The sequence below is a fragment of the Mesorhizobium cantuariense genome (genome assembly GCF_042647205.1).
Lineage (GTDB): Bacteria > Pseudomonadota > Alphaproteobacteria > Rhizobiales > Rhizobiaceae > Mesorhizobium > Mesorhizobium cantuariense.
The window spans coordinates 6,734,308-6,759,957 of the sequence record NZ_JBHRVD010000001.1; the positions used below are offsets into that span (position 1 = coordinate 6,734,308).

At 64.4% G+C, this 25,650-nt stretch carries 21 protein-coding genes and 1 pseudogene; 9 read left to right on the forward strand and 13 right to left on the reverse strand.

The features are described from left to right. Positions 1–92: 92 nt before the first annotated feature. Together ACFOJ9_RS32980 and ACFOJ9_RS32985 are read left to right on the forward strand one after the other, a co-directional pair. A complete protein-coding gene (locus tag ACFOJ9_RS32980) occupies positions 93–623 on the forward strand; it encodes an invasion associated locus B family protein (protein WP_378985448.1) in 531 nt (176 codons plus the stop codon). Between the two features lie 372 nt (positions 624–995). Continuing rightward, positions 996–2,240 (forward strand): M24 family metallopeptidase, encoded by a 1,245-nt coding sequence (locus ACFOJ9_RS32985; RefSeq protein ID WP_378985450.1) that lies wholly within the window; start codon positions 996–998, stop codon positions 2,238–2,240. A gap of 215 nt (positions 2,241–2,455) precedes the next feature. On the opposite strand, the gene ACFOJ9_RS32990 is transcribed toward ACFOJ9_RS32985, so the two are convergent. The 5 genes from ACFOJ9_RS32990 to ACFOJ9_RS33010 all read right to left on the reverse strand — a co-directional run bounded on the left by ACFOJ9_RS32990 (position 2,456) and on the right by ACFOJ9_RS33010 (position 8,214). After that, positions 2,456–3,898, reverse strand: coding sequence for an amidase (locus ACFOJ9_RS32990; protein ID WP_378985452.1), 1,443 nt, complete (start codon positions 3,896–3,898; stop codon positions 2,456–2,458). A 122-nt stretch (positions 3,899–4,020) separates the two neighbouring features. Then, positions 4,021–5,112, reverse strand: coding sequence for a Gfo/Idh/MocA family protein (locus ACFOJ9_RS32995; protein ID WP_378985454.1), 1,092 nt, complete (start codon positions 5,110–5,112; stop codon positions 4,021–4,023). A 194-nt stretch (positions 5,113–5,306) separates the two neighbouring features. After that, a complete protein-coding gene (locus ACFOJ9_RS33000; RefSeq protein ID WP_378985456.1) occupies positions 5,307–6,470 on the reverse strand; it encodes an ABC transporter substrate-binding protein in 1,164 nt (387 codons plus the stop codon). Between the two features lie 71 nt (positions 6,471–6,541). Further along, positions 6,542–7,390 (reverse strand): ABC transporter permease, encoded by an 849-nt coding sequence (locus ACFOJ9_RS33005; RefSeq protein ID WP_378985458.1) that lies wholly within the window; start codon positions 7,388–7,390, stop codon positions 6,542–6,544. Then, on the reverse strand, positions 7,387–8,214 hold the full coding sequence (locus tag ACFOJ9_RS33010) for an ABC transporter ATP-binding protein (RefSeq protein ID WP_378985460.1): 828 nt from the start codon (positions 8,212–8,214) through the stop codon (positions 7,387–7,389). The genes ACFOJ9_RS33005 and ACFOJ9_RS33010 overlap by 4 nt, the downstream gene beginning before the upstream one ends. 335 nt (positions 8,215–8,549) lie before the next feature. On the opposite strand from ACFOJ9_RS33010, the gene ACFOJ9_RS33015 reads away from it, so the two are divergent. Continuing rightward, positions 8,550–9,494: a MurR/RpiR family transcriptional regulator gene (locus tag ACFOJ9_RS33015; RefSeq protein WP_378985462.1), complete on the forward strand. Its 945-nt coding sequence runs from the start codon at positions 8,550–8,552 to the stop codon at positions 9,492–9,494. A gap of 156 nt (positions 9,495–9,650) precedes the next feature. Then, positions 9,651–11,438 carry a flavin-containing monooxygenase gene (locus ACFOJ9_RS33020; protein ID WP_378985464.1) on the forward strand — a complete coding sequence of 596 codons (1,788 nt, stop codon included), beginning with the start codon at positions 9,651–9,653 and terminating at the stop codon, positions 11,436–11,438. Between the two features lie 152 nt (positions 11,439–11,590). On the opposite strand, the gene ACFOJ9_RS33025 is transcribed toward ACFOJ9_RS33020, so the two are convergent. Further along, positions 11,591–12,826 (reverse strand): amidohydrolase/deacetylase family metallohydrolase, encoded by a 1,236-nt coding sequence (locus ACFOJ9_RS33025; RefSeq protein ID WP_378985466.1) that lies wholly within the window; start codon positions 12,824–12,826, stop codon positions 11,591–11,593. 31 nt (positions 12,827–12,857) lie between these two features. Beyond that, positions 12,858–13,223: a RidA family protein gene (locus ACFOJ9_RS33030; protein ID WP_378985468.1), complete on the reverse strand. Its 366-nt coding sequence runs from the start codon at positions 13,221–13,223 to the stop codon at positions 12,858–12,860. A 219-nt stretch (positions 13,224–13,442) separates the two neighbouring features. Here ACFOJ9_RS33030 and ACFOJ9_RS33035 point away from each other — a divergent pair, with 219 nt between their 5' ends. Continuing rightward, positions 13,443–13,928, forward strand: a complete 486-nt coding sequence (locus tag ACFOJ9_RS33035) for a hypothetical protein (RefSeq protein WP_378985470.1) — start codon at positions 13,443–13,445, stop codon at positions 13,926–13,928. Positions 13,929–13,938: 10 nt separating this feature from the next. Here ACFOJ9_RS33035 and ACFOJ9_RS33040 read toward each other — a convergent pair. Beyond that, positions 13,939–14,567 (reverse strand): annotated as a pseudogene (locus ACFOJ9_RS33040) (methyltransferase family protein). Positions 14,568–14,814: 247 nt separating this feature from the next. On the opposite strand from ACFOJ9_RS33040, the gene ACFOJ9_RS33045 reads away from it, so the two are divergent. The 3 genes from ACFOJ9_RS33045 (at position 14,815) to ACFOJ9_RS33055 (ending at position 18,125) form a co-directional block, all read left to right on the forward strand. Beyond that, complete coding sequence (locus ACFOJ9_RS33045; RefSeq protein WP_378985472.1) at positions 14,815–15,612, forward strand: COG4705 family protein; 798 nt, start codon at positions 14,815–14,817, stop codon at positions 15,610–15,612. 462 nt (positions 15,613–16,074) lie between these two features. Further along, on the forward strand, positions 16,075–16,752 hold the full coding sequence (locus tag ACFOJ9_RS33050; RefSeq protein ID WP_378985474.1) for a winged helix-turn-helix domain-containing protein: 678 nt from the start codon (positions 16,075–16,077) through the stop codon (positions 16,750–16,752). Further along, on the forward strand, positions 16,749–18,125 hold the full coding sequence (locus ACFOJ9_RS33055) for a HAMP domain-containing sensor histidine kinase (protein WP_378985476.1): 1,377 nt from the start codon (positions 16,749–16,751) through the stop codon (positions 18,123–18,125). Before ACFOJ9_RS33050 ends, ACFOJ9_RS33055 begins: the two co-directional genes overlap by 4 nt. Before the next feature lie 250 nt (positions 18,126–18,375). Here ACFOJ9_RS33055 and ACFOJ9_RS33060 read toward each other — a convergent pair whose 3' ends face one another. Beyond that, positions 18,376–18,804 (reverse strand): Lrp/AsnC family transcriptional regulator, encoded by a 429-nt coding sequence (locus ACFOJ9_RS33060; RefSeq protein WP_378985478.1) that lies wholly within the window; start codon positions 18,802–18,804, stop codon positions 18,376–18,378. A gap of 124 nt (positions 18,805–18,928) precedes the next feature. Between ACFOJ9_RS33060 and ACFOJ9_RS33065 the strand changes: the two genes are divergently transcribed. After that, entirely contained in the window at positions 18,929–20,032 is a 1,104-nt protein-coding gene (locus ACFOJ9_RS33065) for a saccharopine dehydrogenase family protein (RefSeq protein WP_378985480.1), read from the forward strand. 175 nt (positions 20,033–20,207) lie between these two features. On the opposite strand, the gene ACFOJ9_RS33070 is transcribed toward ACFOJ9_RS33065, so the two are convergent. From ACFOJ9_RS33070 to ACFOJ9_RS33085, 4 genes are all read right to left on the reverse strand, one after another. Further along, the gene (locus ACFOJ9_RS33070; protein ID WP_378985482.1) at positions 20,208–21,083 is read right to left on the reverse strand and encodes a glycosyltransferase; all 876 of its coding nucleotides are present in this window, start codon (positions 21,081–21,083) and stop codon (positions 20,208–20,210) included. 489 nt (positions 21,084–21,572) lie between these two features. Then, positions 21,573–22,970, reverse strand: a complete 1,398-nt coding sequence (gene lpdA / locus ACFOJ9_RS33075; protein ID WP_378985484.1) for a dihydrolipoyl dehydrogenase — start codon at positions 22,968–22,970, stop codon at positions 21,573–21,575. A gap of 327 nt (positions 22,971–23,297) precedes the next feature. After that, positions 23,298–24,620: a dihydrolipoamide acetyltransferase family protein gene (locus ACFOJ9_RS33080; RefSeq protein WP_378985486.1), complete on the reverse strand. Its 1,323-nt coding sequence runs from the start codon at positions 24,618–24,620 to the stop codon at positions 23,298–23,300. A 16-nt stretch (positions 24,621–24,636) separates the two neighbouring features. Further along, on the reverse strand, positions 24,637–25,650 hold the full coding sequence (locus ACFOJ9_RS33085; RefSeq protein WP_378985488.1) for an alpha-ketoacid dehydrogenase subunit beta: 1,014 nt from the start codon (positions 25,648–25,650) through the stop codon (positions 24,637–24,639).

Sequence of the window (25,650 nt, forward strand, 5' to 3'; positions counted from 1 at the left end):
ACTTGGGAGAATACCTGGCGGGACGAGAAAACATGCAAGGCATCCGGCAAAAGAGCACGGCATTTATCTTAGCGATAGCTAATTTACTTGGCGTGATCGTTGTATTCGCCGCCTTGTGGCTGATCCTGGCCGCCGCGCCAGCCCTTGCCGAAGATGCCAAGCCGGCACAGCCGAAACCGGCCGACGCCAATGCAAAACCGGCCGACGCCAATCCGTGGGCGGTGAACTGCTCCAGCGGCTCGGCGAGCGCCGAACTTCAGTGCCAGGTGTCGCAGAACCTGACCGAGGCCAAGACCGGACAGCGCGTGCTGACCGTGACCGTGCGCCGCGACAGCGGCAATGGCGGCCTGGCCATGCTGCTTGCTCTGCCGCACGGCCTGTTCCTGCCGTCCGGCGCCTCCTTCCAGATCGACCAGGGCCAGAAGACGACCCTTGCCATCCAGACCAGCGACCAGAACGGCGCCTATGCCGCCACCCCGCTGTCGGCGGATCTCATCAAGGCCATGAAGTCCGGGACCAATCTGAACATCGGCATGGAATCGGTCACCCGCAAGCCGGTCACCATCCCGGTCTCGCTGGCCGGCTTCACGGCCGCCGTCGCCAAGCTGGAATCGATCAAGTAGGGATTTCGCCATTCGGTGCTGCCTGCGTCTACGTATCGGATGCCTTGGCGATTGGCGGGAGCGCCCACCGCTTCGTCATCCACGGGTGGAGCAAGGAGCGTAGCGACGCAGCGCAGACCCGAGGATCCATGCCGCGACTTCAATGCGCCGCAACGGTGCAAAATTCTGCTCCGCTGCGCCCCTCGGCCAAGTCGCGGCATGGATCCCAGGGTCTTCGCGACGGAGCTTCGCTCCTGCTTCGCCCAGGGATGACGAAGTGAAGAGCGTCTCCGCTGGTCTTCAAGGCATGCAGTGCATCAATCCAGCGAGGAACTGGCTTGATTGTCCATACCCAGAATGCTCCGTTGCCGCTTCGGACATTCGGAGAAACCCATGACAGGCTTTGTCGACCGCGAGCGCGCGGCTCAACTGATGGACCGCGCCGGCATCGAGGCGCTGGTGCTGTGCGCGCCCGAGGCCTTCCACTATGCTACCGGTGCCTCGATCGGTCCGGCGGGACTGTTCCGGCGCGCCGGCGCCGGCTTCGTCGTCATTCCCGCGGGCCAGGACCTGCCGATCGGCGTCGTGGCGGCGGATTTCAATGCGGCGCAGTTGCAACGGGTTCTGCCGGACGCTGTCGTCCGCAGCCACCCGATCTGGATCGAAACCGCCACGCTTGACGCCTCGACCTCGGGGCAAGGGCTGGCGCAACGCATCGACGCCGGCCTTGCCGCGTCCGGCCGGGCGCCTGGTTTTTCGCGGCCCGCGACATTCGAGCTCGCCCATTCCATGCGCGCGCTGAAGGAGATCCTGGCCGGCTTCGGGCTCAAGCGCGCAACGATCGGCGTCGATCTCGATTTCATCGCCGCCGCCGATTTCTCGGCCATAGAGGCGCTGCTGCCCGGCTGCACGATGGTCGACGGCTCGTCGGTGCTCGACAGGTTGCGGGCCATCAAGTCGCAACGCGAGATCGACCTTCTCCAGCAAGGCATCATCCTGTCGGAAGCCGGACTGGACCGGCTGCAGGTGGATGCCATGGCCGGCATGCGCCAGGCCGATCTCATTGCCCTGTACCGGGAAGCTGTCGCCACGGCCGCGTCCGGACTGGCCCATCCGGTCGCCACTGCCGAATATGTGACGCTGGGCGCCAGGGCCAAGGGTGCCGATGCGAAAGCCATGCCTGGCGATCCGCTGAAGTGCGACATGGTCTGCACGGTCGGCGGCTACGCCTCCGACATGTCGCGCAACTTCACTTTCGGTCCGCCATCCGCCGAGCAGGCCGAACTGCATGCCATCGCCGAGCGGGCCTTTGAGGACGGGCTGGCATCCCTTGTCCCGGGAACCACGCTCGCCCACGTGCATCGGGTGGCGACCGACAGCCTGGCACGGCAAGGGCTGCGCTCCTACCGCCGCGGCCATTTCGGCCACGGCGTCGGCCAGTCGGTGTTTTCCGAGCAATGGCCGTTCATCGCCGCCGACAGCGATGTCGTGATCGAAGCCGGCATGGTGCTGGCCTTCGAGATCCCGCTCTACATCGACGGCCTCGCCAGCTTCAATCTCGAGGACCAGTTCCTGATAACGCCGGACGGGCCTGTTGCCATGAACCGCCTGCCGAGGCGGCTGGAGAGGATTGGATAGCCGGCAGAGGTAGCGCTCTACGGCGCCTCCCTCTGTCCTGCCGGACATCTCCCCCTCAAGGGGGGAGATTGGCAGTTTCTGCGCTTCGCCTTTCCTTTCAACGCTGGCGATTTGCGAAAGCCGAAGTGACATCCGATCTCCCCCCTTGAGGGGGAGATGTCCGGCAGGACAGAGGGGGGCGCCACGGAACTCGGCGGTGCGTGCCTGCCCAGCACCTAACCGCTCACCGGCGGCCGCCTGTCCTTCCAGGCCATCTCCTGCTCAAGCTGCGCCGACGCGGCCAGCACCGTCGCCTCGTCGCCATAGCGGCCGACCAGCTGCACGCCGATCGGCACGCCGCCTTTCGACCAGCCGAGCGGTAGCGAGATCGCCGGCTGGCCGGAGATGTTGAACGGAAAGGCAAACACCGAGTCCGCCCATTTGGCGTTGTAGCGGTCGATATCCGTCTCCGACATGTCGTAATAGCCGAACGGGCGCGGCAGCTGTGTCAGCGTCGGTGTGATGAAGAGATCGTAGGCGCCGAGATCGCCGACGATGTCGCGGCCGATCTGCCTGAGGCGTTCGACATCGGAGATGTGCCTGGTACCGCTGGTCGAGCGGCCGCGCTCGATGATCGCCCAGGTCACCGCCTCCACGTCGTTCGGCGTCACCGGCCGGCCGATGACTGTTTCAAGGTAGTCGAAGGTCGCCACCGTCTGCACGCAGGTCATGTTGGTGTAGGTGGCCCAGACAGCATTGGCGTCGAGCAGCATATCATGCTCCTCGACATGGTGGCCGAGACGCTCGAGTGCCGCCACGGTCGCCAGCACCGCCGCCTTCACCTCCGCATCGATCGCGGTGCCGTTGGGCGGCGTGACGGAAAAGCCGATGCGCAGTTTCTTCGGCGCCCGCGACGAGAGATCAAGCCAGCTGCCATCGGGCACCGGCGGCGTATAGGGGTCGCCCGGCAGCGCGCCGGCGACCGCATCGAGATAGGCCGCGGTGTCGCGCACGGTGCGCGAGCAGCAGAGAAAATAGGCGCCGCCATACCAATAGTCGCCGAACGGCGCGAGGCTGACACGGCCGCGCGACGGTTTTAAGCCCACAATGCCGCAGCAGGAGGCCGGAATGCGGATCGAGCCGGCGCCATCACTGGCCTCGGCGATCGGCACCATTCGGGAGGCGACGGCCGCCGCCGCGCCGCCGCTCGAGCCGCCGGGCGTGATGCCCTCCTTCCACGGGTTTTTCGTCGCGCCGTAGAGCTTTGGCTCCGTCGTGATCGACCAGCCATTTTCCGGCGCGTTCGACTTGCCGACCAGCACCAGCCCGGCCGCCTTCATGCGACGAACCACTTCGGTGTCGAAGTCGGCGACGACGTCCTTCAGGTAGAAGCACGAATTGGTGTTCGGCGCCCCGGTCCAGGACGAGGCCAGCTCCTTGAGCAGAAACGGCACGCCGGCGAAGGGCGCTGATGTGTCGACCGTCCCGGCCTGGGCGCGTGCCATGTCATAAAGGCGGTGGATGACCGCATTCAGCGCCGGATTGAGCCGCTCGACCAGCGTGATCGCCGCCTCGACCAGTTCCGCCGGTGAAACCTGGCCGCTCCGCACCAATCCGGCCAGGTCGAGCGCGTCGGACTCGGCATAGGTTTTCAGCAGACTGTCGGTGACGGCGGCCATATCTCTCTCCCTTGCCACGCTCCCGCAACGCCGCCGGGTAAGGTCCCAGCCATCGCGGTTGCTTTTTCGGATCATGCTGTGATGGTGCCGGCGCCGCCTCCAGCGCCAGCGGCTGGATTGCGTCAGGCCAGCTCTACGGTCCGTCCCAGTTCAATGCTCTGCTCGGCGGCTAGCACGATGCGCAGGCTGTTGACCGCCGCATCCATCTGCTCGGTCAGATCGAGATCCTCGCGGATGGCGCGCAGGAAGAAGGCCTGCTCGCGGTCGCAGAGTTCCTGATGGCCGGGCTCGTCCTCCATGCTGACGATTTCGTCGGGCTTCGAGAAATTCTTGTCGGCGTCGACCTCAGCGTAGTGGATCTTGAGCGCATCGGTCTTGGTGTGGCGGTCGATGTCGGCGGAGTTCGAGACCTCGGCCAATTCGGCAGCACTGCTGGCCTGTTGGCCGGCGACGATCGACACCGCGCCCTTGGGGCCGACCACGTCCTTCACGAAATAGGCCGTCTCGCTCATCATCGGCCCCCAGCCGGCTTCGTACCAGCCGACCGAGCCGTCATCGAAGGTGACGTGCAGATGGCCGTAATTCTGCTTGTCGGCTTCCGCCCATAGCTTGGCGCCTATGCCATGCACGCGCACCGGCTTGGCGCCAGTCAACTGGCACATGACATCGACATAATGGACGCCGCAATCGACGATCGGGATCAGCGAATCGATCAGGTTCTTATGCCAGTGCCAGGCGCTGCCGCTGCTCTGCTGGTTGAGGTTGAGCCGCATCACCAAGGGCTTGCCGAGCGTCTTGCCGACCTCGATGAACTTGATCCACGACGGGTGGACGCGCAGGATATAGCCGAGCACCAGCTTGCGGTTTTTTGCGCGCGCCGCCGCGACCACCTTTTCGGCGTCCTCGTTGTTGGTTGCCAGCGGCTTTTCCATGAACACATGGCAGTTGGCGGCGATTGCCTTCAGCGCATATTCGGCGTGGGTGTTCGGCCAGCTGTTGATCGAGACGGCGTCGGGCCTGGTCTCCTTCAGCGCCTGGTCGAAATCCTCGTAGAGCGGATAGCCCGCCAGTTCGGCCGGAATCTTCGTGTTGCTCTTGATCGAGCGGCTCATGATGCCGACGATCTCGAAACCGTCGAGCCGGTGATACGCGCTGGCATGCGACGCACCCATATTGCCGAGACCCACCACCAGCACTTTCACTCTGTCGGACACCACCATCTCCCAAATTCTTGATTGAATTGTTCGCGGCGATCGGTCGCCGCTCGTATGTCTATCCGCGACAATCACCTCAGGTCAGCGCCGCCGCTCATTGCCTGGCCCCTTCCTCTCCCCCGTCGATCGAGGGAGAGGAAAGGAGCCAAGGCAGGGCAATGGGGGGCGGCGGCGACATGACCTCGTTTGCAGCCCTACTTCACCGCCGAATCGAACAGATGCGCCTTGATCTTCTCGACATCGAGCGCGGCAAAACCTTCCGACAGCTTGTATCCGTCGGCATCGGCCTTGACCTTGGCCTTGTCGAAATCGTTGGCCGGGCCGATCAAATCGTTGGTGCAGACATCCTCGGCCTTCACCGGAGCGGTGATCTGGCCGATCTTGTGGATCTCGTCGAAGAAGCCCTGCCAGCTCGCCATGTCGTGCGAGCCCCAGCCGCCGCGCTTGTCCATGTCGCCGCGGAAGACGTTGATCTGCTGCAGGATCGACGTGGTGCCGAGCTCGGGTCCAAGATTCTTGGCCAGCGTCGGGAACTGTTCGAACACCGCTTCGACAGCCGCGCGGGGATTCTGGTAGCCGAATTCGAGGCCCATCGCCCAGCCGCGCAGATACTTCTCCAGGAACGCCTTGCGGTCGGGATCCTCGAGGTCGGCGGCGCGCACGACGAAAGTGTTGGCCGGCAGCTTCGAATTCTGCACGCCGAGCCAGTATTCGAAGTCGAGCCCCTTGGCGATCCATTCGGCGCGCAGACCTTCCCATGACAGGGCAGCGTCGCCCTGGCCGCCGGCCAGCGCCGTGCCCCAGGTCGGCCAGCCCGCCTCGACATACTTGACCTTCTTGATGTCGACGCCCTGCGCGGCCAGCAGCGGGTCGGTGATCGACTGCCAGGCGGCGGAGCCGAGCAGGATGGTCTTGCCTTCCAGCTTCTTCAGATCGTTCGATCCCTCACCCTTGCGGAAGGCGATGCTGAACGTGTCGCGGGCGCCCATGTGGAACACCGATTTCAGCTTCATGCCGTTCTGGATGGCGAAGGAGAACACGCCGGGCGACGGGAAGCCCATATCGGCCTGGCCGACATCGACGAACTTCACCGTCGCGGTGCCGTCCGACGGCCCCGGCTGCATGTCGGTGTCCAGCCCATCGAAATAGCCGGCCTTCTTGGCTGCCCAGTAGGGATAGTCGTCGAGCACTTCGAGCGTGCCGCGCGGCGAGATCCAGGTGAATTTTCCGTAAGGTTCGGCCCTGGCCTTGAGGCCCGTGGCGCCGAGCGCCGTCGCGGTCACCAACCCGGCGCCGGTCACCTGCAGGAAATAGCGGCGGCTGATCCCCGCCGGGTTGATCGAGTTCTCATTGGTCATGGCATTCCCCTTTTTTGTTTGACGTCAGTCTCTTGCCGCCCGCCTCCCGGGCGCCGTCATATCCTTTGTGTTTAAGCCTCCCAGCTCGCCCATTTCTTGCCGATCAGGAAGAACAGCACGTAGATCAAGATGCCGAGCGTCGACAGGATCAGCACCACCGCGAAGAACTGCGGCATCTGGATCATCGACGAATAGGTGGTCAGCCGGTTGCCGAGGCCGAAGCCGCCGCCGACCATCTCGGCGCCGACGGCAGTCAGCAGGCCGAAGATGGCGCCAATCATCAGCCCGACCAGGATCATCGGCAGCGCCATCGGCGCACGGATCTTCCAGAAGATCTGCAACGTGCTGGCGCCATAGGAGCGCGCCAGCGCGATCTTGGCGCTATCGACGCGGCGAAAGCCGGTGGCGGCGTTGATCATCACCATCGGCCCGGCGGCCAGCGCCACCGCGATGATGCGCGGCGTGTAGCCGAAGCCGAAGCGCAGGATCAAAAGCGGCACCAGCGCCAACATCGGCGTGGTGACCAAAAGCAGGATGTAGGGCGCGACGATCTTCTCGGCGAAAGGGAACTGGGTGATGACGGCGGCCAGCACCAGGCCGATGATGGCGCCGATGGTGAAGCCGGACACCAGCTCGACCAGTGTGTAGCCGAGATGCGGCGCGATCAGCGGGAACTCGTCGACCAGTGCATAGGCGATCGAACTCGGCGGCGGCATGATGTAGAGCGGCACGTGGAACAACCGCAGCGCCAGTTCGATGCCGCCAATGATGATCACCGCGACAGCGATGATGGCCGCAACCTCCTTGCCCGACCTGATGCCGGGGCCACTGGCGAAGGCCGACAGATTGGTCAGGCTGACCTCGTGGCCGTCGCCAGACTTGGACTTGGAGAATTCCGGAATGGCATCGCCTCCGCTCACGGCCTGATCCTCACGATCTCTGCGCTCGCGCGCTCCGGCGCTTTTGGCCGCGTGCGTTCGCCGACAATGTCCATCTTGATCCGGTTGGTGAGGTCGAAGACCTCCTTCGTCGCCATGATCTCCAGCGAGCGTGGCCGCGCAAACGGCACGCGATATTCCTTGGCGACACGCCCCGGCCGGGCGCTCAGCACCACCACCCGGTCGGAGAGGAAGATCGCCTCCTCGATGCTGTGGGTGATGAAGACGATGGTGGTCTTGGTGTCGAGCCAGATCTCCTCGACCAGCCGGTTCATCTCCTCGCGGGTGAAACTGTCGAGCGCGCCGAATGGCTCGTCCATCAACAGCACGGACGGTTTCAGCGCCAGCGCCCGCACGATCGCCGCGCGCTGCTGCATGCCGCCGGAGAGCTCGCGCGGAAACTTGCCGCCGAAGCCGTCAAGCCCGACGCGGTTGAGCAGATGCGCGATCCACGCCCGGTCCGGCTTCTCGCCCTTGATCTCGAAAGGGAAGCGGATGTTGGCGTCGAGATTGCGCCAAGGCAGAAGGTTCGCTTCCTGGAAGACGATGCCAATATCGGGATGCGGACCGGTGATGGTCTTGCCGTCGAGCCGGATCTCGCCGCTGGTCAGGCTGTGCAGGCCCGACATCGACCACAAAAGGGTGGTCTTGCCGCAGCCGGAAGGGCCGACGATCGAGACGATTTCATTGGCGCTGACATCGAAGCTGCAGCGGTCCAGCGCGAGCAGGTCGCCGGAGGCCGTGTGATAGATCTTGGTCGCTGCCTGCACGCCAAGCTTCGGGTTTTTTGCATCGCCCGTATTCATCTGCCCCCCGGAAGATTGCGCGATGACCCATTGGCTCATCCGGTCGCGAAAACCAGTCTGTAACTATCCTACTTTCCTGTCAAGCACGAGCAGCGGTGCCTGGATGGCAAAATCTGATGCTTAGATTATATGATTGATTTGTCAGCATTTTCTTCATCTTGAAATGCATGTTGCTTTCCTACATACTTCTAAATCCGCGCGGATCTGGAAGGAAGCGGCAAGGTGAGGTTTCCCCAGCGACACCCTACGGTTGCGATGTGGTCAGGTGCGTGGAGCCATGGCGTGCAAACATGCTAAGACGACAGTTTCGCAACCCAGGGAAAGACCAGAACCTCATGACCAAAGCTGGCAGCCAGGACGAGCCTGATCCAGGCCATGATGCGGAGGCGCGCGATCCTGTCCGGCGCATCCCCGACATCATCTCGCTGGTCAAGGATTCCTACAGCGAACTGCGCCCGGCCGAACGCCGCGTCGCCGATGTCGTGCTCGACGATGTCAAATACGCCGTCGACGCCTCCAACGCCGCACTTGCCCAGCGCGCCGGGGTCAGCGAACCGACGGTGACCCGGTTCTGCCGCGCCATCGGCTGCGAGGGCGTGCGCGATTTCAAGCTGAAGCTGGCGCAGAGCCTCGTCGTCGGTGCGCTCTATCTGGCCAAGTCACCTTCCGTCAGCAATGACAATGGCATGCCGTTCTGGAACGCCGTGTTCGGCGAGGCGCGCCGGGCACTGCAGGAGGCCGAGCGGCAGCTCGACCCGGGGCAGTTGCAGAAGGCGGCCGAGCTGATCGCCAAGGCGCGCCAGGTTACGGTGTTCGGCCTCGGCGGCAGTTCCTCGGCGCTGGCGCAGGAAACCCAGTACCGGCTGTTCCGCTACGGCATCACCGTCAGCGCCCAGTGCGACCCCTATCTGATGCGCATGACCGCCTCGACGCTCAAGCCCGGCGATCTGGTGATCGCCATTTCGGCCACGGGACGCACCCGCGAGGTGATCGAGGCTGTCGAACTCGCCAAGCACTACCGCGCCAATGCGATCGCCGTGACCGCGCCCGACACCGAGCTCGCACGCGCCTGCGACGTCAGGCTGACGGTGGCGGTGCCCGAATATCCCGACACGCTGAAGCCGACGGCGTCGCGCTTCGCCTTCCTGGCGGCGATCGACCTTCTGGCGGTGGCCTCCGCCTACAAGCTCGACGGCTCGGCCCGCGAGACCGTGCGCCGCATCAAATACAACGCCCAGATCCACCGCACCGGCAAGGAGATGGAGCCGCTCGGGGATTAGCTCCCTTCTCCCCGTTCACGGGGAGAAGGTGCCGGTCCACCCTCCGCAGCTGCAGCGCAGCTGCTGCGGAGGACGGGCAGGCGGATGAGGGGCAGCGCTGAGTTCGACAATTGAGATTTTGCGCCATGTGTCGGCGCATTGCAGCAGAGGGAAGAAATGCTCGAGATAGCACCATCGAAACAGGCAGCCGCATGGCTCGGGTCCTTTGCCAGCGCGCTCGAAGCCGGCGACGCTGCGGCAGCGAGCAACCTGTTCGTCGACGATTGCTACTGGCGCGATCTCCTGACCTTCACCTGGAACATCACCACCATGGAAGGCCGCGAGGCGATCGCCGACATGCTGGCGGCGGCGCTGGCGACGACCAAGCCGACGGCATGGCGCCTTTCCGGCGAGGCGACCTCGGATGATGGCACCATCGAGGCCTGGTTCAGCTTCGAAACCGCGGTGGCGTCAGGAGAGGGCATCATGCGGCTGCGCGACGGTCGCTGCCGGACATTGTTCACGGCGATGACCGACCTCAAAGGGTTCGAAGAGCGCAAGGGGGCGGACCGGCCGCTCGGCGTGCGCCACAAAGCCGATCCCCAGCGCGAGACCTGGTCGGAGGCGCGGGCGCGCGAGACGCGCGAGCTTGGCGCCGAAGAGCAACCCTACTGCCTGGTCATCGGCGGCGGCCAGGGCGGCATCATGCTGGGCGCACGGCTGCGCCAGCTCGGCGTGCCCACCATCGTCATCGAGAAGAATGCAAGGCCGGGCGACTCCTGGCGCAACCGCTACCGCACCCTCGTGCTGCACGACCCGGTCTGGTACGACCATCTGCCCTACATTCCCTTCCCGGAAAACTGGCCGGTGTTCACGCCCAAGGACAAGATGGGCGACTGGCTGGAAATGTACACGCGCGTCATGGAGCTCAACTATTGGGTCGCCACGAAGTGCCTTAGCGCCAGCTATGACGAGGCAGAAAAGCTCTGGACCGTCGTAGTCGACCGCGTCGGCCGGCGCATCACGCTGAAGCCGAAGCACATCGTCTTTGCCACCGGCGCCTACGGCCCGCCACGGCGGATCGATCTGCCGGGCGCCGACCAGTTCAAGGGCGAGCTGCTGCACTCCAGCCAGTATGCCAGCGGCGAGAAATTCCGCGGCAAAAAGGTTGCCGTCATCGGCGCGGCAAGCTCCGGGCACGATGTCTGCGTCGACCTCTGGGAAAGCGGCGCCAAGGTGACCATGATCCAGCGCTCACCGACGACGGTGGTCAAGTCGGACACGCTGATGGAAGTCGGCTTCGAGATCTTCTCGGAAGACGCACTGGCGCGCGGCATCACCACCGAGAAGGCCGACATGATCGTCGCCTCGACGCCGTTCGCGCTGGTGCCCAAGGGCCAGCGGGCGCTCTATGAGGTGATCAAGGCGCGCGACGCGGCCTTCTACGACCGTCTGCGCGCCGCCGGCTTCGCCATCGATTTCGGCGACGACGAAACCGGCCTCTTGATGAAGGCCTACCGCACCGGCTCCGGCTACTACATCGATGTCGGCGCCTCTAGCCTGATCATCGACGGCGAGATCGGAGTCCGCAGCGGCGTCGCCATCAAGTCGCTGACCCCGAGCGGCATCCTATTCGAGGACGGCAGTGAACTCGCTGCCGACGCCATCATCGCCTGCACCGGCTATCAGTCGATGAACGAGACGGTGGCGGGAATCGTCTCTCGCGAGGTCGCCGACAAGGTCGGTCCCTGCTGGGGTCTCGGCTCGGGCGTGAAGGGCGACCCTGGCCCATGGCAAGGCGAGCTGCGCAACATGTGGAAGCCGACCGCGCAGAAAGCGCTCTGGTTCCACGGCGGCAATCTGGCGCTGTCGCGTTTCTATTCGAAGTATGTGGCGCTGCAGATCAAGGCGCGGATGGAGGGCGTGGCGACACCGGTTTATGGGGCGCCGAGCCGACGCTGTTGATCTCCCCCCTTGAGGGGGAGATGTCGCCGAAGGCGACAGAGGGGGTCGGTGCGCGTAGAGCGCTAGCCTTCATCTGCGGCAAGGAGGTCGCACCCAGTCGCACCGACCCCCTCTGGCCTGCCGGCCATCTCCCCCTCGAGGGGGGAGATCGGCTAATCGTGCCGATGCCCAAAATGCCTCGCCGCCACCTCGACATGCGTATGCCGCTCATGCGGCGCAAAACGCTCGGTCTCGCTGACATCGTTGACCGCCTCGTTCGGCCACCAGGTGCCGCCGATGACGATGCCTTCGCAGACCAGCCGCTGGTCGGCGACCAGCGATGCGCCGACCGCGTCGACGAAGGTGAAGCGGCCCGGACGCTGCCGGAGCACGGCGACGTCGCCGACGGTGCCGACCGCCAGCGTGCCGAGATCGGGCCTGGCGATCGCCTGCGCCGGTGCTTGCGTCGCGGCGCGCAAAACCTCGACCAGCGGCATGCCGAGCGCCAGCAGCTTCGACATGCAGACCAGTATGTCGAAGGCGGGACCGTCGACGCAGTATAGATGGACGTCGCTGCTGATCACGTCCGGCGCCAACCCTTCCTCGAGCATGGCCCTTGCGACGGCGAAATCGAACGAACCCATGCCGTGACCGATGTCGAAGATGACGCCGCGCTCGCGTGCCAGCCGCATGTCGGGCCGCACCGCGCCGGAGGCAAACACCGGCGCATTGGGAAACGGCCGGAAGCAGTGGGTGAGGATGTCACCCTTGCGCAGGCGCGGCAGCACTTCCGAGCGGCCGGGCGGCGGCTCATCTATATGCGCCATCAGCGGCAGGCCGGCCTGGTCGGCGGCCTCCAGCGCGAGATCCACGGGGGCGATGCCGCTGGTGCCGCCGGCATGCTTGCCGGAGCGGACTTTTACACCGACCACGACATCGCGATGTTCGCGCACTGCCGCGACCACCTCGCGCGGCTCGCACAGCCTGAGATCGCTGCACTCGCCGACCGACACTGTCTGCGAGAAGCCAAAAATGCCGGCAAAGGAAATGTTGACATAGGCCAGGATGCGGACCTTCGAGCGCTCCATGACGTGGCGGCGGAAGCCAAGGAAATTGCCGGCGCCCGCACTGCCCGCATCGATGAAGGTGGTGGTGCCGCTCTTGGCGGCCAGCCGATCGGCATCGACGCCCAGCGAAGTGCCGCCCCAATAGACGTGGCTGTGCAGGTCGACGAGGCCTGATGTGACGATGCAACCGCCGGCATCGATGACCTGCGCGGCGCGGTCGGCCGGAATATCGGCATCGACTGCGGCGACCCGGCCATTGGCGATGGCGACATCGCGCGGCGCATCGATCCCGGACGCAGGGTCGATCAGCCGTCCGCCCTTCAGCAGGAGGTCAAATTGCATAGGGTAACCTCCGCTTCGTTGCCTTGTCGTCTCAAACCGGCCGGTAGGCGACAGCCTCGACCTCGATCTTGATATCGATCATCAGCCGCGATTCGACTGTGCTGCGGGCCGGCGGGTTCTTCGGAAAATGCCTGGCATAGACCGCATTGAAGGCGCCGAAATCGCGCGCGTCCTCCAGCCAGACCGTGGTCTTGACGACATCGTCCAGGGTGCACCCGGCCAGCGCCAGTGCGGCCTTGATATTGGCAAGCACCTGCTCGGTCTGCTCGGATATGCCGCCCTTGACCACGATGCCGTCGCTGCCGACGGGCACCTGACCCGAGACATAGACGAGATCACCGGCCCGCACGGCCGGCGACAGCGGCACATGCGACGTTCCAAAACATTGCTTGGGCAAGGGATACCTCCTCTGATGACAACACGGGATGCAATGGCAGCGCCCGCTTCGATCGACATTTACCGCGATCGGGGCGATCCTCATAGGGGCCTTGTTGGAAAGCAACATTCTTCGAAATCCATGTTGCTTTATTACAGAAGCGCTTGCATCGTGCGCGCAGGCCGGGCTGCTTCGAGCGGCAACGGACTGACGCATTTTCAGACCGGAGCGAGCCAAAAAATGACCTACGACAAGAACCCGTTTCCATCAGGCGATGCCGATCGCCACGCGCTCTGGGAAATGCTGGTGCGGCGCGACATCGACGCCTTCATCTGCCAGGACTGGTCGATGGTCGAGGATGATTTCGTAGCCTCGAGCTTCTTCGGCATGCACGCGCATTTCCTCAGCAATGCCGATGCCTGGCGGCTGCAGTTCCCGCGGCTGGAAATCTATCGCGACGAGTGGCTGCGCCAGGCCAAGGAGACCGCGGCGACCAAATTCGCCGAGCCGCTGCGCGAGGCGCTGTTTCGCGTCACCAACATGCGCGACATCGATGTCGATGGCGACCGCGCCGTGCTGCACAAGAAATTCGACGGCTCGGTCGCCAAGGCGGATGGCAGCGTGGACAGGCTGAAATGGCAGACGCTGTATTTCTGCACCAAGTCCGGTGGACGCTGGAAGATCGCGGGCTTCGTCGGCTACATGCCGCATCCGCTTGGCAGCTAGAACCCGCTGATCAATAGAGCGTGACGAAGGCTGGAAACAGCAGGCCAGTCGCCCTGAAGTGTTCGACCAGTTCGATGGCCGGGAAAATGGCGAGGAAATAGAGCCCGTCGAAAAACGTACGCTTGAGCGCCCGCGTCGAGAACCGCAGCTCGTCATGGTCGTGGTACAGCCAAGGATTTGGCCAGAACCGGGGCGTATCCTTGATATAGGCAAGGTAGGCCGGGCCGAACTTGCCGAGCAGGAATTGGGCTTCCTTGCGCGCCGTGACGCGAAAGATGAAAAAGCTGGCGAGGCCCAGCGCCAGCGCAGCCACCATCGAGCCGTAGAGCAATCCGATGCCGACCGCGCCGACCGTCGAGAAGAAATAGAGCGGGTTCTGGGTTGTCGAAAACGGTCCCGTCGAGACCAGTTCCTCGTTCTTCTTGCCGCCGACATAAAGGATGCTCCAGAGCCGTCCGACGACACAGGCGAGCACCAGGCACAAGCCGAGGAGTTCGAGCGTCTCGTGCCCGTCCGAGCCCTCGGTCAGCGCCGGTTTGGTGAGAAACAGCAGCAGCACCGCCAGCACCGCCGCAGGAAGATCAGCCGCTTGCGCTGGTCGAAGGCCCGTGAAACCGGCTTGAGGGAAGCGCAGGTCATCGTGTTTTCCTTGGGCTTCCACAAGCGGGCATTGGGCAGGTGCGCGGCACTGGCCACCATATTGATGGCGGATGCAAGGCACCTGCATTCCATCAGCGTATCACGAGGCATTCGAAAAGGCCTTTTGCGCGACCCATTCTTACGAATTTGTATGCCGCCGGACAGGCTGATGTGAACTCTGCTGCGTACCGTACGGATGCCGGCTCAGTTCTGCTGCGCCGCAGCCAAAGACCTCAGGATATCAGCCATGCTCTCCCCCATCAGGCAACAGCCCGCCGCGCCGAGCCACAACAGGGTTCCGGACGTCACCCTCGATTTCTGGCTGATCAAGCTGATGGCGGTCACCACGGGCGAAACCGCGGCGGACTATCTTGCCGACACACTCGGACTTGGGCTGACCGTCACTTCGCTGATCATGGCCGCCATCCTGATAGCGGCTCTTGTCCTGCAGTTTGCGCAGAAACGCTATGTGCCCTGGGCCTACTGGCTGGCGGTGGTGCTGATCAGCATCGTCGGCACGCTGGTGACGGACAACCTCGTCGACGATTTCGGCGTGCGCCTGCAGACGACGACCATCGCCTTCTCGGTCGCGCTCGCCGCGACGTTCGCGGTCTGGTTCGCCAGCGAAAGGACGCTGTCGATCCACACCATCTTCACCACCAGGCGCGAGATCTTCTATTGGCTGGCGATCCTGCTGACCTTCTCGCTCGGCACCGCCGCCGGCGATCTCGTCGCCGAAAGCTTCGACATGGGCTATCTCGGCACAGGCCTGCTGTTCGGCGGCGTCATCGCGCTCATTGCGCTCGCCTACTGGCTGCTCGATCTCGACGGCATCCTGGCCTTCTGGCTCGCCTACATCCTGACCCGGCCGCTCGGCGCCTCCTTCGGCGACCTGCTGTCGCGGTCGGTCAGGCATGGCGGCCTGGGTCTCGGCACCATCTTCACCAGCCTGCTCTTCCTCGGCTGCATTTTTGCCCTCGTCCTCCATATGACCTTGAAGGAGATAACCGACGAAGCCGACGAAATCCTGCTGGAATCGGACTGAAACCTTGGCTTCGTCATCCACGGGCGGAGCACAGCGACGCAGACCTGAGCCCCGACCTTGGCCGAAGAGTGCAGAGCAGAAAGGAAGTTTTCTTCTGTAGCGATCCTTCACACCCCCCTCTGGCCTGCCGGCCATCTCCCCCGCAAGGGGGGAGATTGACTGCACCTCCGCTTTCGCCAATCTCGAATGTTGAAAGAAGAGTGGCGGGATCGAAGCTGCCGATCTCCCCCCTTGCGGGGGAGATGCCCGGTAGGGCAGAGGGGGGTGCTGTCCCGCCGACATCAGGTCCATATCGCCGCGCGGCTCAGAGGTGTCGCCGCATCCCAGGGACGAAGCTGGGGAGGCTTCCGACAATCGCGAATGTATGATGAGAATGCTACCGGGCCTGCGCGCTCGTGACATCCTAGGAACAGGCCCGTGCCGGTGGTAGCCTCCCCACCTCGGCAACGGACCGGACCTTTCATGCGACTGCTTCTCGTCGAGGACGACCACAGGACGGCCGACTACATCGTCAGGGGGCTGACCGAGGCCGGCCATGTCTGCGATTTGCTTCGCAACGGCCATGACGCGCTGTTCGCGGCGACCAGCGGCAGCTATGACGTGATCATCGCCGATCGCATGATCCCCGGTCTCGACGGGCTGTCGATGGTCAAGGCGGTCCGCGCCGCCGGCGTGCGGACGCCGGCCATCTTTCTCACATCCGTCGGTGGCATAGACGACCGCGTCGAGGGACTCGAGGCCGGCGGCGACGACTATCTGGTCAAGCCCTTCGCCTTTTCCGAGCTTCTCGCCCGGATCAACGCGCTCGGCCGCCGGCCGGCCGCGCAGGAGCAGAAGACCGTTCTGCGGGTTGCCGACCTCCAAATGGACCTGATCATGCGGCGCGTCACGCGGCGGGGCCAGACGATCGACCTGCAGCCCAGGGAATTCAGCCTGCTGGAAGTGCTGATGCGCGGCGAAGGCCGCGTCATCACCCGCACCATGCTTCTGGAGCGCGTCTGGGATTTTCATTTTGATCCGAGGACCAGCGTCGTCGAAACCCATATCAGCCGGCTGCGGGCCAAGATCGACAAACCCTTCGAAACCCAGCTCATCCACACGGTCCGCAACACCGGCTACAGCCTGCACGCAGCGCCATGACCGGAGCCTGGCCCCGCCTGCTGCGCAGCACGCCGTTCCGGCTTGCCTTGACCTTCGCCTTCCTGTTCGTGCTGGCCTTCGTGCTGTCGGGCGCCATCGTCTACCAGATGATGAGCGCCGATCTTGCCGAGCGGCTCGATGACACCATCGAGGAGACCTACGCGGTCGTCGCCGCGACCTATGCCGACAATGATCTCAAGGAGCTGGTGGAGACCGTCGGCAGCCACTCCATGCGCAGCCTCAAGAAGGAACAGCTGTTTTCGCTGACCGACGCGGCCGGCAATCGCCTGGCCGGCAATTTCACCGCGGCAGGGCTTCCCGACGGTTTTTCAATGTTCGACACCGAAATGCCCGGCGTGCCGCCGGGCGCCGAGTACCGCGCCTATTCCGGCTCGGTCGGCGGCAACACGTTGACCGTCGCCTTCAGCCTTTCCGAGACGGAGGAGCTGGAGAGGATCGTGCTGATGAGCTTCGGCTGGGGCACGCTGATCATTGCCGGGCTGGCGGTCGCCGGCGGCGCCCTGCTGGCCTCGCGCGTCCAGCGCCGTCTCGACGGTATCGCCGCCACCATGGTGGATGTTAGCCATGGACGGCTGGACACCCGCATTCCGCTGACCGGCAAGGGCGACGATATCGACATCGTCTCCAGCCAGATCAATGCCGCGCTCGACCGCCTGTCGGCGCTGGTCGAAGGCATGAAACAGGTCAGCGCCAACATCGCGCACGATCTGAAGACGCCGCTCAACCGGCTGCAGATGATCCTCGACAGCGCATCGGAAAAGAACCTGTCGGGCCAAAACATCGCCGGTGAACTGGCGGAGGCGCATGCCGAGAGCCTGCAGATCAACGAGACCTTCGATGCGCTGCTGCGCATCGCCCAGATCGAGGCCGGCGCCCGCCGGGCGCGGTTCACCGATGTCGATCTGGGCGAGATCCTCCAAACCATCGCCGAGATCTATGCCGACGTTGCCGAAGACGACGGAAAATCGCTGTCGTTGTTGCAATTGCAGGAAACGACGGACCGGATCCACGGCGACCGCGAATTGTTGACGCAGATGGTCGCCAATCTGGTCGAGAACGCGCTGCGCCATTGTCCATCAGGCACATCCATCAAACTGTCGGTGGCGCGCCACGGCGACCGCATTGTCGCCAGCGTCGCCGACAACGGACCGGGCATTCCCGCCGAGGAGCGCGAGAAAGTGTTCCAGCGGCTCTACCGGCTGGACCACAGCCGGTCGACGCCAGGCAGTGGGCTCGGCCTCAGCCTTGTCAGGGCCATTGCCGATCTGCATGGCGCCGTCATCACGCTGGACGATCGCCGGCCTGGACTTGCGGTGGCGGTCGGTTTTCCCATTGCGATCCGCGCGGACTGACGCGAGATCGCCCGCCAGGAATTGACTTCGGAAATTGGCAAAAGTCGAAATGACGGCCAATCTCCCCCCTTGCGGGGGAGATGCCTGGCAAGGCAGAGGGGGGTGCTGTCCCGCCGCCCTGTCGATCTATGGCGACATCGGTGGGCTCACGTCGGGACAACTGGGCATGCCGGCGATCCTTCACACCCCCCTCTGGCCTGCCGGCCATCTCCCCCGCAAGGAGGGAGATCGGCAGCCGCACCGTGATTGTTCACCTATCGATGCGCGTCGACAGGATGATCGACGACAGGGTCCGCTCGACCCCGTCCATGGCGCCGATCTGGTCGAGCAGCATGTCGAGGTCACGGATCGACGGCGCGTCGACGATGACGATCATGTCGAAATTGCCGCTGACCGAATGCAGCGTCCTGACCGTCGTCAACGCGCGCAGGCCGCGCACCACCTTGTCGGCGAGCTTGGGCGTCACGGTGAGCAGCACATGCGCCCGCACCAGCCCTTGCTCATAGTCCGGCGCCAGCCGCACACCATACCCGGTGATGATGCCACGCTGTTCCAGCCGTTCGAGGCGGCTCTGCACGGTTGTCCTCGAGACGCCGAGCTTCCGCGCGAGCTCGGCGGTCGAGGCGCGCGCATTCTCGCGCAGCAGGGAAAGCAGGGCCTGTTCGGCGTCACTGAGCATTTCGACGAATCCTCTCGGCAGATTGCGCAATCAGAGTTTCGTTTCGAACAATTCCACGCTTCCTTTCGACGGGCAAGCTGCGATTCTGCTCACAAGAACAAGCTTTTGCGCGAGGGAATTGGTCATGAAGAAAATTGTTGTTGTCGGCGCCGGCAAGATCGGCTCGACCATTGCCGAGATGCTCGCCGCCACCGGGGATTATCAGGTCACGCTCGTCGACCGCTCGGCGGCGCAGCTCACCGCGGCCGAACTGCCGGCCACGGTCGCGACGCTGGAGCTCGACATCGAAGCCGCCGGTACGTTGGAAGCCGCACTCGCCGGCAAGTTCGCGGTGCTCAGCGCCGCCCCCTTCCATCTGACCACCCGCATCGCCGAGGCGGCGGCCAGTGCCGGCGTACATTATCTCGACCTCACCGAGGACGTCGTCTCAACCCGCCGGGTCAAGGAACTGGCGCGCTCAGGCAAGAGCGCCTTCATTCCGCAATGCGGCCTGGCGCCGGGCTTCATCTCGATCGTCGCCAATGATCTCGCCAGCCGCTTCGATTCGCTGGAAAGCGTGCGCATGCGCGTCGGCGCCCTGCCGCAATATCCCTCCAATGCGCTGAACTACAATCTGACCTGGAGCACCGACGGCGTCATCAACGAATATTGCGAGCCCTGCGAGGCGATCGTCGAGGGTGAGCTGGTCGAAGTGCCGCCGCTGGAGGAGCGCGAGGAGTTCTCGCTCGACGGCGTCACCTACGAAGCGTTCAACACCTCCGGCGGGCTCGGCACGCTGGCCGAGACGCTGAAGGGCAAGGTGCGTACGCTGAACTACCGCACCATCCGCTACCCCGGCCACGCCGCGATCATGAAGGCGCTGCTCAACGACCTCGGCCTGCGCCACCGCCGCGACGTGCTGAAGGACATTTTCGAGAGCGCCCTGCCGGCGACGCTGCAGGATGTGGTCATCGTCTTCGTCACCGTCTCGGGCCGCAAGAACGGCCGCCTACTGCAGGAGACCTACGCCAACAAGATCTACTCGAAGCGCATCGGCGACCAGGTGCGCAGCGCCATCCAGATCACCACGGCGTCCGGCATCTGCGCCGTGCTCGACATGCTGGCCGACGGCAGCCTGCCGGCGAGCGGTTTCATCAAGCAGGAAGACATCGCCCTCGACGCCTTCCTCGCCAACCGCTTCGGCCGCGCCTATGCACAACACGAGATGGTGAGCCGGCTGGCGAGCTGAGGCGGCCAAGCGTAATCTCCCCCCTTGAGGGGGAGATGGCCGGCAGGCCAGAGGGGGTCGGTTCGACCGGATGCGACCCCCTTGCGACAGATGGAGGTTGGCGCTTCACGCGAGGCGACCCCCTCTGTCGCCTTTGGCGACATCTCCCCCTCAAGGGGGGAGATTAGCCGTCGTCCTATTTCCGCAACACCATCGGCCGCCCCAGCAGAAACCGGATGAAATTGCCGGCGTTGCGCGAGACCTTGGCCGAGGTCTGCGACATCTGCTTTTGCGCAGTCTCTTTTCGGGCAGGCGCGCGCGCTTTTGTTTCGGCGCCGGGTCGGCCCACCGTGAAAGCCGGCTCCGCGACCAGCTTGCCGCGCAAGACATTGGCTGCATTGTTGTCATGAATGACGATGCACCATTGAGCCTCCTTCGAGGCCGCCCCGACGGTGTTGAAACGCATCGCCATCCTGGTGTGCTCGTCGCAATAGACCCCGTTCATGGACGGTGATCGCTTCTCGACCAGAGTGCCGAAGGCCGACGTTGGATATTCGTGCTGCGTGTAGCGGTTGGTCGCCGCATCGAAATTCTGGCCGTGCGGAAAGGCGATGTACAGCGGCTGCTGGTTCACCTCGCCCTTGGCGATTTCCCGGCGCGCGTAAAAGTCGACACGTTCCATGAAGGTCGGCGCCAGCGCGCCATCGCTGTCGAGCCGCGTCAGCGAAACGAATTCGGCGTCCGTGTCGCTTTGGACAAACGCATTGAAGGCGACATTGTAGTCCTCGCCTGCCTTGACGAGGACCGGCCTGACCTCGATCCCGATCGCACAGTCGCAGACGGTCCGGATGTAATTCTCGTGTGTCTCGGAATCGAACCCGACCAGGACCGTAAAGTCCTTCAGCGACTGGCCCTCGAGCGAGGGCGCGCAATAGGTGTCGAACAGCGCCAGCCGCTCGACCAGCCACACAGGGTCGAGATTGGCTCTGCCCTTTCCATTCCATTGGCTCGGCATGAAGCCGGTGGCGGTGTTGTAGCGAATTGCCACGTATTTCTTCAGGTCGGTGCTCATGGAACCAGACTAGAGCATGATCCCGAACGGTGGAATCTGGTTTTGGAAAACATGGTGCTCGACACCTTCCCCACCAATCGCTTTGGTCACGCCTAGGCGCAGCATGAGATGGTGAGCCGGCTGGCGGGGTGAGGAGCCTTGTTCTCTCCCTGTGTGAGAAGGATGGGAGCCGGCTGGAGGAGGAAGAGAGCCTTGAGGAATAGGTTCGCGCCTTTCCTCTCCCCCGTCGATCGGGGGAGAGGTGTCGAGCGGAGCTCGACGGAGTGGGGGTCGACCTGGCTCGGGCGTTGTTATTTCAAGCCGGGGCCATGCCTCGCCTTGATTGAGGCCCTGTGGTGAGTTTGTCAGCGGCGGCGCATTTGAGGACCGGCTTCCCCCACTCCGTCGCTGCTACGCAGCGCCACCTCTCCCCCCTCCGGAGGGAGAGGAAAGGAGCCTGGGGTTCGCGCCGCTCCTCTCCCCTTGCGTCCCACAAGGGGGGTAAGCGCCTCAAATATGCAGCGCGTGCCCCAGCGCCTTGAGCGCCGCTTCCTGAAACCCTTCGCCTTGCGTCGGATGGGCATGGGTGGTGCCGGCGATGTCCTCCAGCCTTGCGCCCATTTCCAGCGCCAGTCCAAAAGCCGCCGCCAGTTCCGACACGCCCTGCCCGACCGCCTGGATGCCGAGCACCAGATGGTTGTCGGCGCGGGCGACGACGCGGACGAAGCCGTCTTCACCCAGCTTGGTCATCGCCCGGCCATTGGCAGCGAACGGGAACATGCCGATCTTGATCTCGCCGCCGAGCGCCCTGGCCTCTTCCGGCGAAAGACCAGCGGTGACGAGTTCCGGATCGGTGAAGCAGACGGCGGGAATGGCGCGCTTGTCCCAGCTGCGTTTGTGGCCGGCAATGATCTCGGCGACCATCTCGCCCTGCGCCATCGCCCGGTGCGCCAGCATCGGCTCGCCGGTGACGTCGCCGATGGCAAAGATGCCGCGCATCGAGGTGCGGCACTGGTCGTCGATGCGGATGAATTTTCCAGCCATATCAAGGTCGATCTGGTCGAGCCCCCAGCCTTCGGTCACCGGCTTGCGGCCGACCGTCACCAGGATTTTTTCGGCGGCGACCTTGGTGCTCTTGCCGTCCGCTGTCTCGACCAGCAGCGCATCGCCTTTGGTCGACAGCCCCTTGGCCTTGGCACCTAGCATCACCTCGATGCCGAGTGCGTTGAGCCGCTTGACCACCGGCCGGGTGAGTTCCGCATCATATTGCGCCAGCACGCGCGGCAAGGCCTCGACCACGGTCACTTTGGCGCCCATTTTGGCGAAGGCCATGCCGAGCTCCAGCCCGATATAGCCGCCACCGACGACCGCGAGTTTTTTCGGCACTTCGCTTAGCGCCAGCGCCTCCGTGGAGGAAATCACCGGACCGCCAAAGGGCAGGAACGAAAGGTCCACCGGCGCCGAGCCGGTGGCGATGACGATCGCTTCGGCGCGGATGACCTGCACGCCGGTCTCGGTCTCGACCGCCACAGTCTTGCCGTCGCGAAAGGTAGCCCAGCCGTGAACGGTCTTCACCCCAGCCTTCTTGAGCAGGCCCGCGACGCCACTGTTGAGCCGGCTGACAATGCCGTCCTTCCAAGCGATTGTCTTCGCCAGGTCGAGCGTCGGTGCGGTGAGCGAAATGCCGAGCGGGCTGTTGCCGCCGACCATGTGCGACACCTTCTCGAACTCTTCCGCCACATGGATCAGCGCCTTGGACGGGATGCAGCCGACATTGAGGCAGGTGCCGCCCGGCTTACCGGCTTCCACGATCACCGTATCGACGCCGAGCTGTCCGGCGCGGATGGCGCAGACGTAACCACCAGGACCGGCGCCGATGACGAGCAGCTTGCAGGAGATTTCTTTCATGTTGGCATCCTGGTTCACAATGGTGCTGGAAGGCAGATAATGTTGGGTCCTTCGCGCCGCCCTTGAAGCGCGTAATCTCCCCCCTCGAGGGGGAGATGTCGCCGAAGGCGACAGAGGGGGTCGCCGCGCGTAGAGCGCCGGCCTGCATCTGTCGCGCAAGGCGGTCGCGTCCAGTCGTACCAACCCCCTCTGGCCTGCCGGCCATCTCCCCCTCGAGGGGGGAGATTACGCCCTCCACTGCTTTCGCTGATTTTCAACATTGTAAGAAGAAAACCGGTCCTCCAAGGCAGAGGGGGGCGCTGTCCCGCTGGCATCTCGATCGTTTCCTCAATCCACAAAAATCAGCGCCGGCGTTTCCAGCAGCGTCTTGATGCGCTGGATGAACACCGCCGCGTCCCAGCCGTCGATGACGCGATGGTCGAAGCTGGAGGACAGGTTCATCATCTTGCGCGGGATGAACTGGGTGCCGTCCCACACCGGCCGCACCATCATCTTGTTGACGCCGATGATCGCCACTTCCGGACGGTTGATCACCGGTGTCGTCGCCACGCCGCCCATGGCGCCGAGCGAGGTGATGGTGATGGTCGAGCCGGACAGCTCGTCGCGTGTCGCCGTGCCGGACTTGGCCGCCTCGGCCAGCCTGATGACCTCGGCGCCGCAATCCCAGATGTCGCGCGCCTCGGCGTGCTTGACCACCGGCACCACCAGCCCGGACGGCGTCTGCGCGGCAATGCCGATATGGATGCCGCCATGCTGGTGGATGATGCCGGCCTCGTCGTCGAACAGCGAATTGAGATTGGGCTGGTCCGCTATCGCCTTGACCATCGCCCGCATCAGGAACGGCAGCAGTGTCAGCTTCGGCCTCTCCACGCCCGGACGCTTCTCCTTGTTGAGCGCGGCGCGCAATTCCTCCAGCGCGGTGACATCGATCTCCTCGACATAGGTGATGTGCGGGATGCGCGACTTGGACAGCGACATCTTCTCGGCGATCTTGCGCCGCAAGCCCACCACCTTGATGTCCTCTATCGCATCGTTGCGGGCGAGGCCGGATGCCCTGGCGACCTGCGGTCCGCGCGACAGAAACGCCTCGATATCCTCGTGGCCGATGCGGCCGGCCGGGCCGCTGCCTGCAACCTGCCTGAGATCGATGCCGGCCTCTTTTGCCCTCAGACGAACAGCCGGCGAGGCCAGCGGCTTTTCACCCTCTGGACGCGGTGCGCCCGAGATGGACGGCCGAGCCGTGCTTTTGGGAGCGGCCGCCGCCGGTTTCGCCTTTGGCTCGTCGGCCTTTGGGGACGTCTTCGCAGCTGGCTGCGCGGCGGTCTCGGGCTTCGGGGTCGGAAGTTTTGCCGGAGGCTCGGTGGCCACCGCTTCCACTTCGCCGCTCTGCGGCTTCGCATTGCCCTCGCCCGCCACCTTCAGCCGCACGATGGGCGAGCCGATCGCCACCGTGTCGCCGATCTCGGCGCCTAGCCACAGGATTTCGCCATCGACCGGCGACGGGATCTCGACCGTCGCCTTGTCGGTCATGACGGCGGCAAGCACGGTGTCCTCGCGCACGATGTCACCGACCTTGACATGCCACTCGACGAGCTCGGCCTCGGCGACGCCTTCGCCAACATCGGGCAGCTTGATGATGTGTTCGCCCATTTCAGGCTCCCCCAATCTACGCTTGCAATGTTTCAAGCAGAGCGCGGCCGACCCGTGCGGGACCGGGAAAATAGTCCCACTCCTGCGCATGCGGATAGGGCGTGTCCCAGCCGGCGACCCGCGCCACCGGCGCCTCCAGATGGTAGAAGCAGTTTTCCTGCACCAGCGCCGACAGCTCGGCGCCGAAGCCCGACGTCAGCGTCGCCTCATGCACGATGACGCAGCGCCCGGTCTTCTTGACCGAGGCGACGATCGCATCGAGATCGAGCGGCAGCAGCGTTCTCAGATCGATGATCTCGGCATCGATGCCGGTTTCCTCGACCGCGGCCTGCGCGACATAGACCATGGTGCCGTAGGCGAGCACCGTGATAGCCGAGCCCGCCCGGCGGATCGCCGCCTTGCCGAGCGGCACGGTGTAGTGGCCGTCGGCCACCTCGCCCAGCTCATGCTTCGACCATGGCGTCACCGGCCGGTCGTGATGGCCGTCGAACGGACCGTTGTAGAGCCGCTTCGGCTCCAGGAAAATCACCGGATCGGGGTCCTCGATCGCCGCGATGAGCAGCCCTTTGGCGTCGTGCGGGTTGGACGGCACCACCGTCTTCAGGCCCGACACATGGGTGAACAGCGCTTCGGGGCTCTGGCTGTGCGTCTGGCCGCCGAAGATGCCGCCACCGGTCGGCATGCGGACCACGATCGGACAGGTGAAATCGCCGTTGGAGCGGTAACGCAGCCGCGCCGCTTCCTGGGTCAGCTGGTCGTAGGCCGGATACATGTAGTCGGCAAACTGAATCTCCACGCAGGGTTTCAAGCCATAGGCCGCCATGCCGATGGCCGAGCCGACAATGCCGGATTCGTTGATCGGCGCGTCGAAGCAGCGGCTCTTGCCATATTTGGCCTGCAGACCCTGCGTGCAGCGGAAGACGCCGCCGAAGAAGCCGACATCCTCGCCGAAGACGACGACTTTATCGTCGCGCCCCATCGACACATCCATGGCGTCGCGGATGGCCTCGATCATGGTCCGTCTCGGCAT

What these genes read in the sequence shown, in the direction of transcription:
- ACFOJ9_RS32985 (WP_378985450.1), top strand. Translation starts at nt 996, where the DNA reads ATGACAGGCTTTGTCGACCGCGAGCGCGCGGCTCAACTGATGGACCGC.
- ACFOJ9_RS32990 (WP_378985452.1), bottom strand. Translation starts at nt 3,898, where the DNA reads ATGGCCGCCGTCACCGACAGTCTGCTGAAAACCTATGCCGAGTCCGAC.
- ACFOJ9_RS33000 (WP_378985456.1), bottom strand. Translation starts at nt 6,470, where the DNA reads ATGACCAATGAGAACTCGATCAACCCGGCGGGGATCAGCCGCCGCTAT.
- ACFOJ9_RS33010 (WP_378985460.1), bottom strand. Translation starts at nt 8,214, where the DNA reads ATGAATACGGGCGATGCAAAAAACCCGAAGCTTGGCGTGCAGGCAGCG.
- ACFOJ9_RS33015 (WP_378985462.1), top strand. Translation starts at nt 8,550, where the DNA reads ATGACCAAAGCTGGCAGCCAGGACGAGCCTGATCCAGGCCATGATGCG.
- ACFOJ9_RS33020 (WP_378985464.1), top strand. Translation starts at nt 9,651, where the DNA reads ATGCTCGAGATAGCACCATCGAAACAGGCAGCCGCATGGCTCGGGTCC.
- ACFOJ9_RS33025 (WP_378985466.1), bottom strand. Translation starts at nt 12,826, where the DNA reads ATGCAATTTGACCTCCTGCTGAAGGGCGGACGGCTGATCGACCCTGCG.
- ACFOJ9_RS33035 (WP_378985470.1), top strand. Translation starts at nt 13,443, where the DNA reads ATGACCTACGACAAGAACCCGTTTCCATCAGGCGATGCCGATCGCCAC.
- ACFOJ9_RS33045 (WP_378985472.1), top strand. Translation starts at nt 14,815, where the DNA reads ATGCTCTCCCCCATCAGGCAACAGCCCGCCGCGCCGAGCCACAACAGG.
- ACFOJ9_RS33050 (WP_378985474.1), top strand. Translation starts at nt 16,075, where the DNA reads ATGCGACTGCTTCTCGTCGAGGACGACCACAGGACGGCCGACTACATC.
- ACFOJ9_RS33055 (WP_378985476.1), top strand. Translation starts at nt 16,749, where the DNA reads ATGACCGGAGCCTGGCCCCGCCTGCTGCGCAGCACGCCGTTCCGGCTT.
- ACFOJ9_RS33060 (WP_378985478.1), bottom strand. Translation starts at nt 18,804, where the DNA reads ATGCTCAGTGACGCCGAACAGGCCCTGCTTTCCCTGCTGCGCGAGAAT.
- ACFOJ9_RS33065 (WP_378985480.1), top strand. Translation starts at nt 18,929, where the DNA reads ATGAAGAAAATTGTTGTTGTCGGCGCCGGCAAGATCGGCTCGACCATT.
- ACFOJ9_RS33070 (WP_378985482.1), bottom strand. Translation starts at nt 21,083, where the DNA reads ATGAGCACCGACCTGAAGAAATACGTGGCAATTCGCTACAACACCGCC.
- lpdA (WP_378985484.1), bottom strand. Translation starts at nt 22,970, where the DNA reads ATGAAAGAAATCTCCTGCAAGCTGCTCGTCATCGGCGCCGGTCCTGGT.
- ACFOJ9_RS33080 (WP_378985486.1), bottom strand. Translation starts at nt 24,620, where the DNA reads ATGGGCGAACACATCATCAAGCTGCCCGATGTTGGCGAAGGCGTCGCC.
- ACFOJ9_RS33085 (WP_378985488.1), bottom strand. Translation starts at nt 25,650, where the DNA reads ATGCCGAGACGGACCATGATCGAGGCCATCCGCGACGCCATGGATGTG.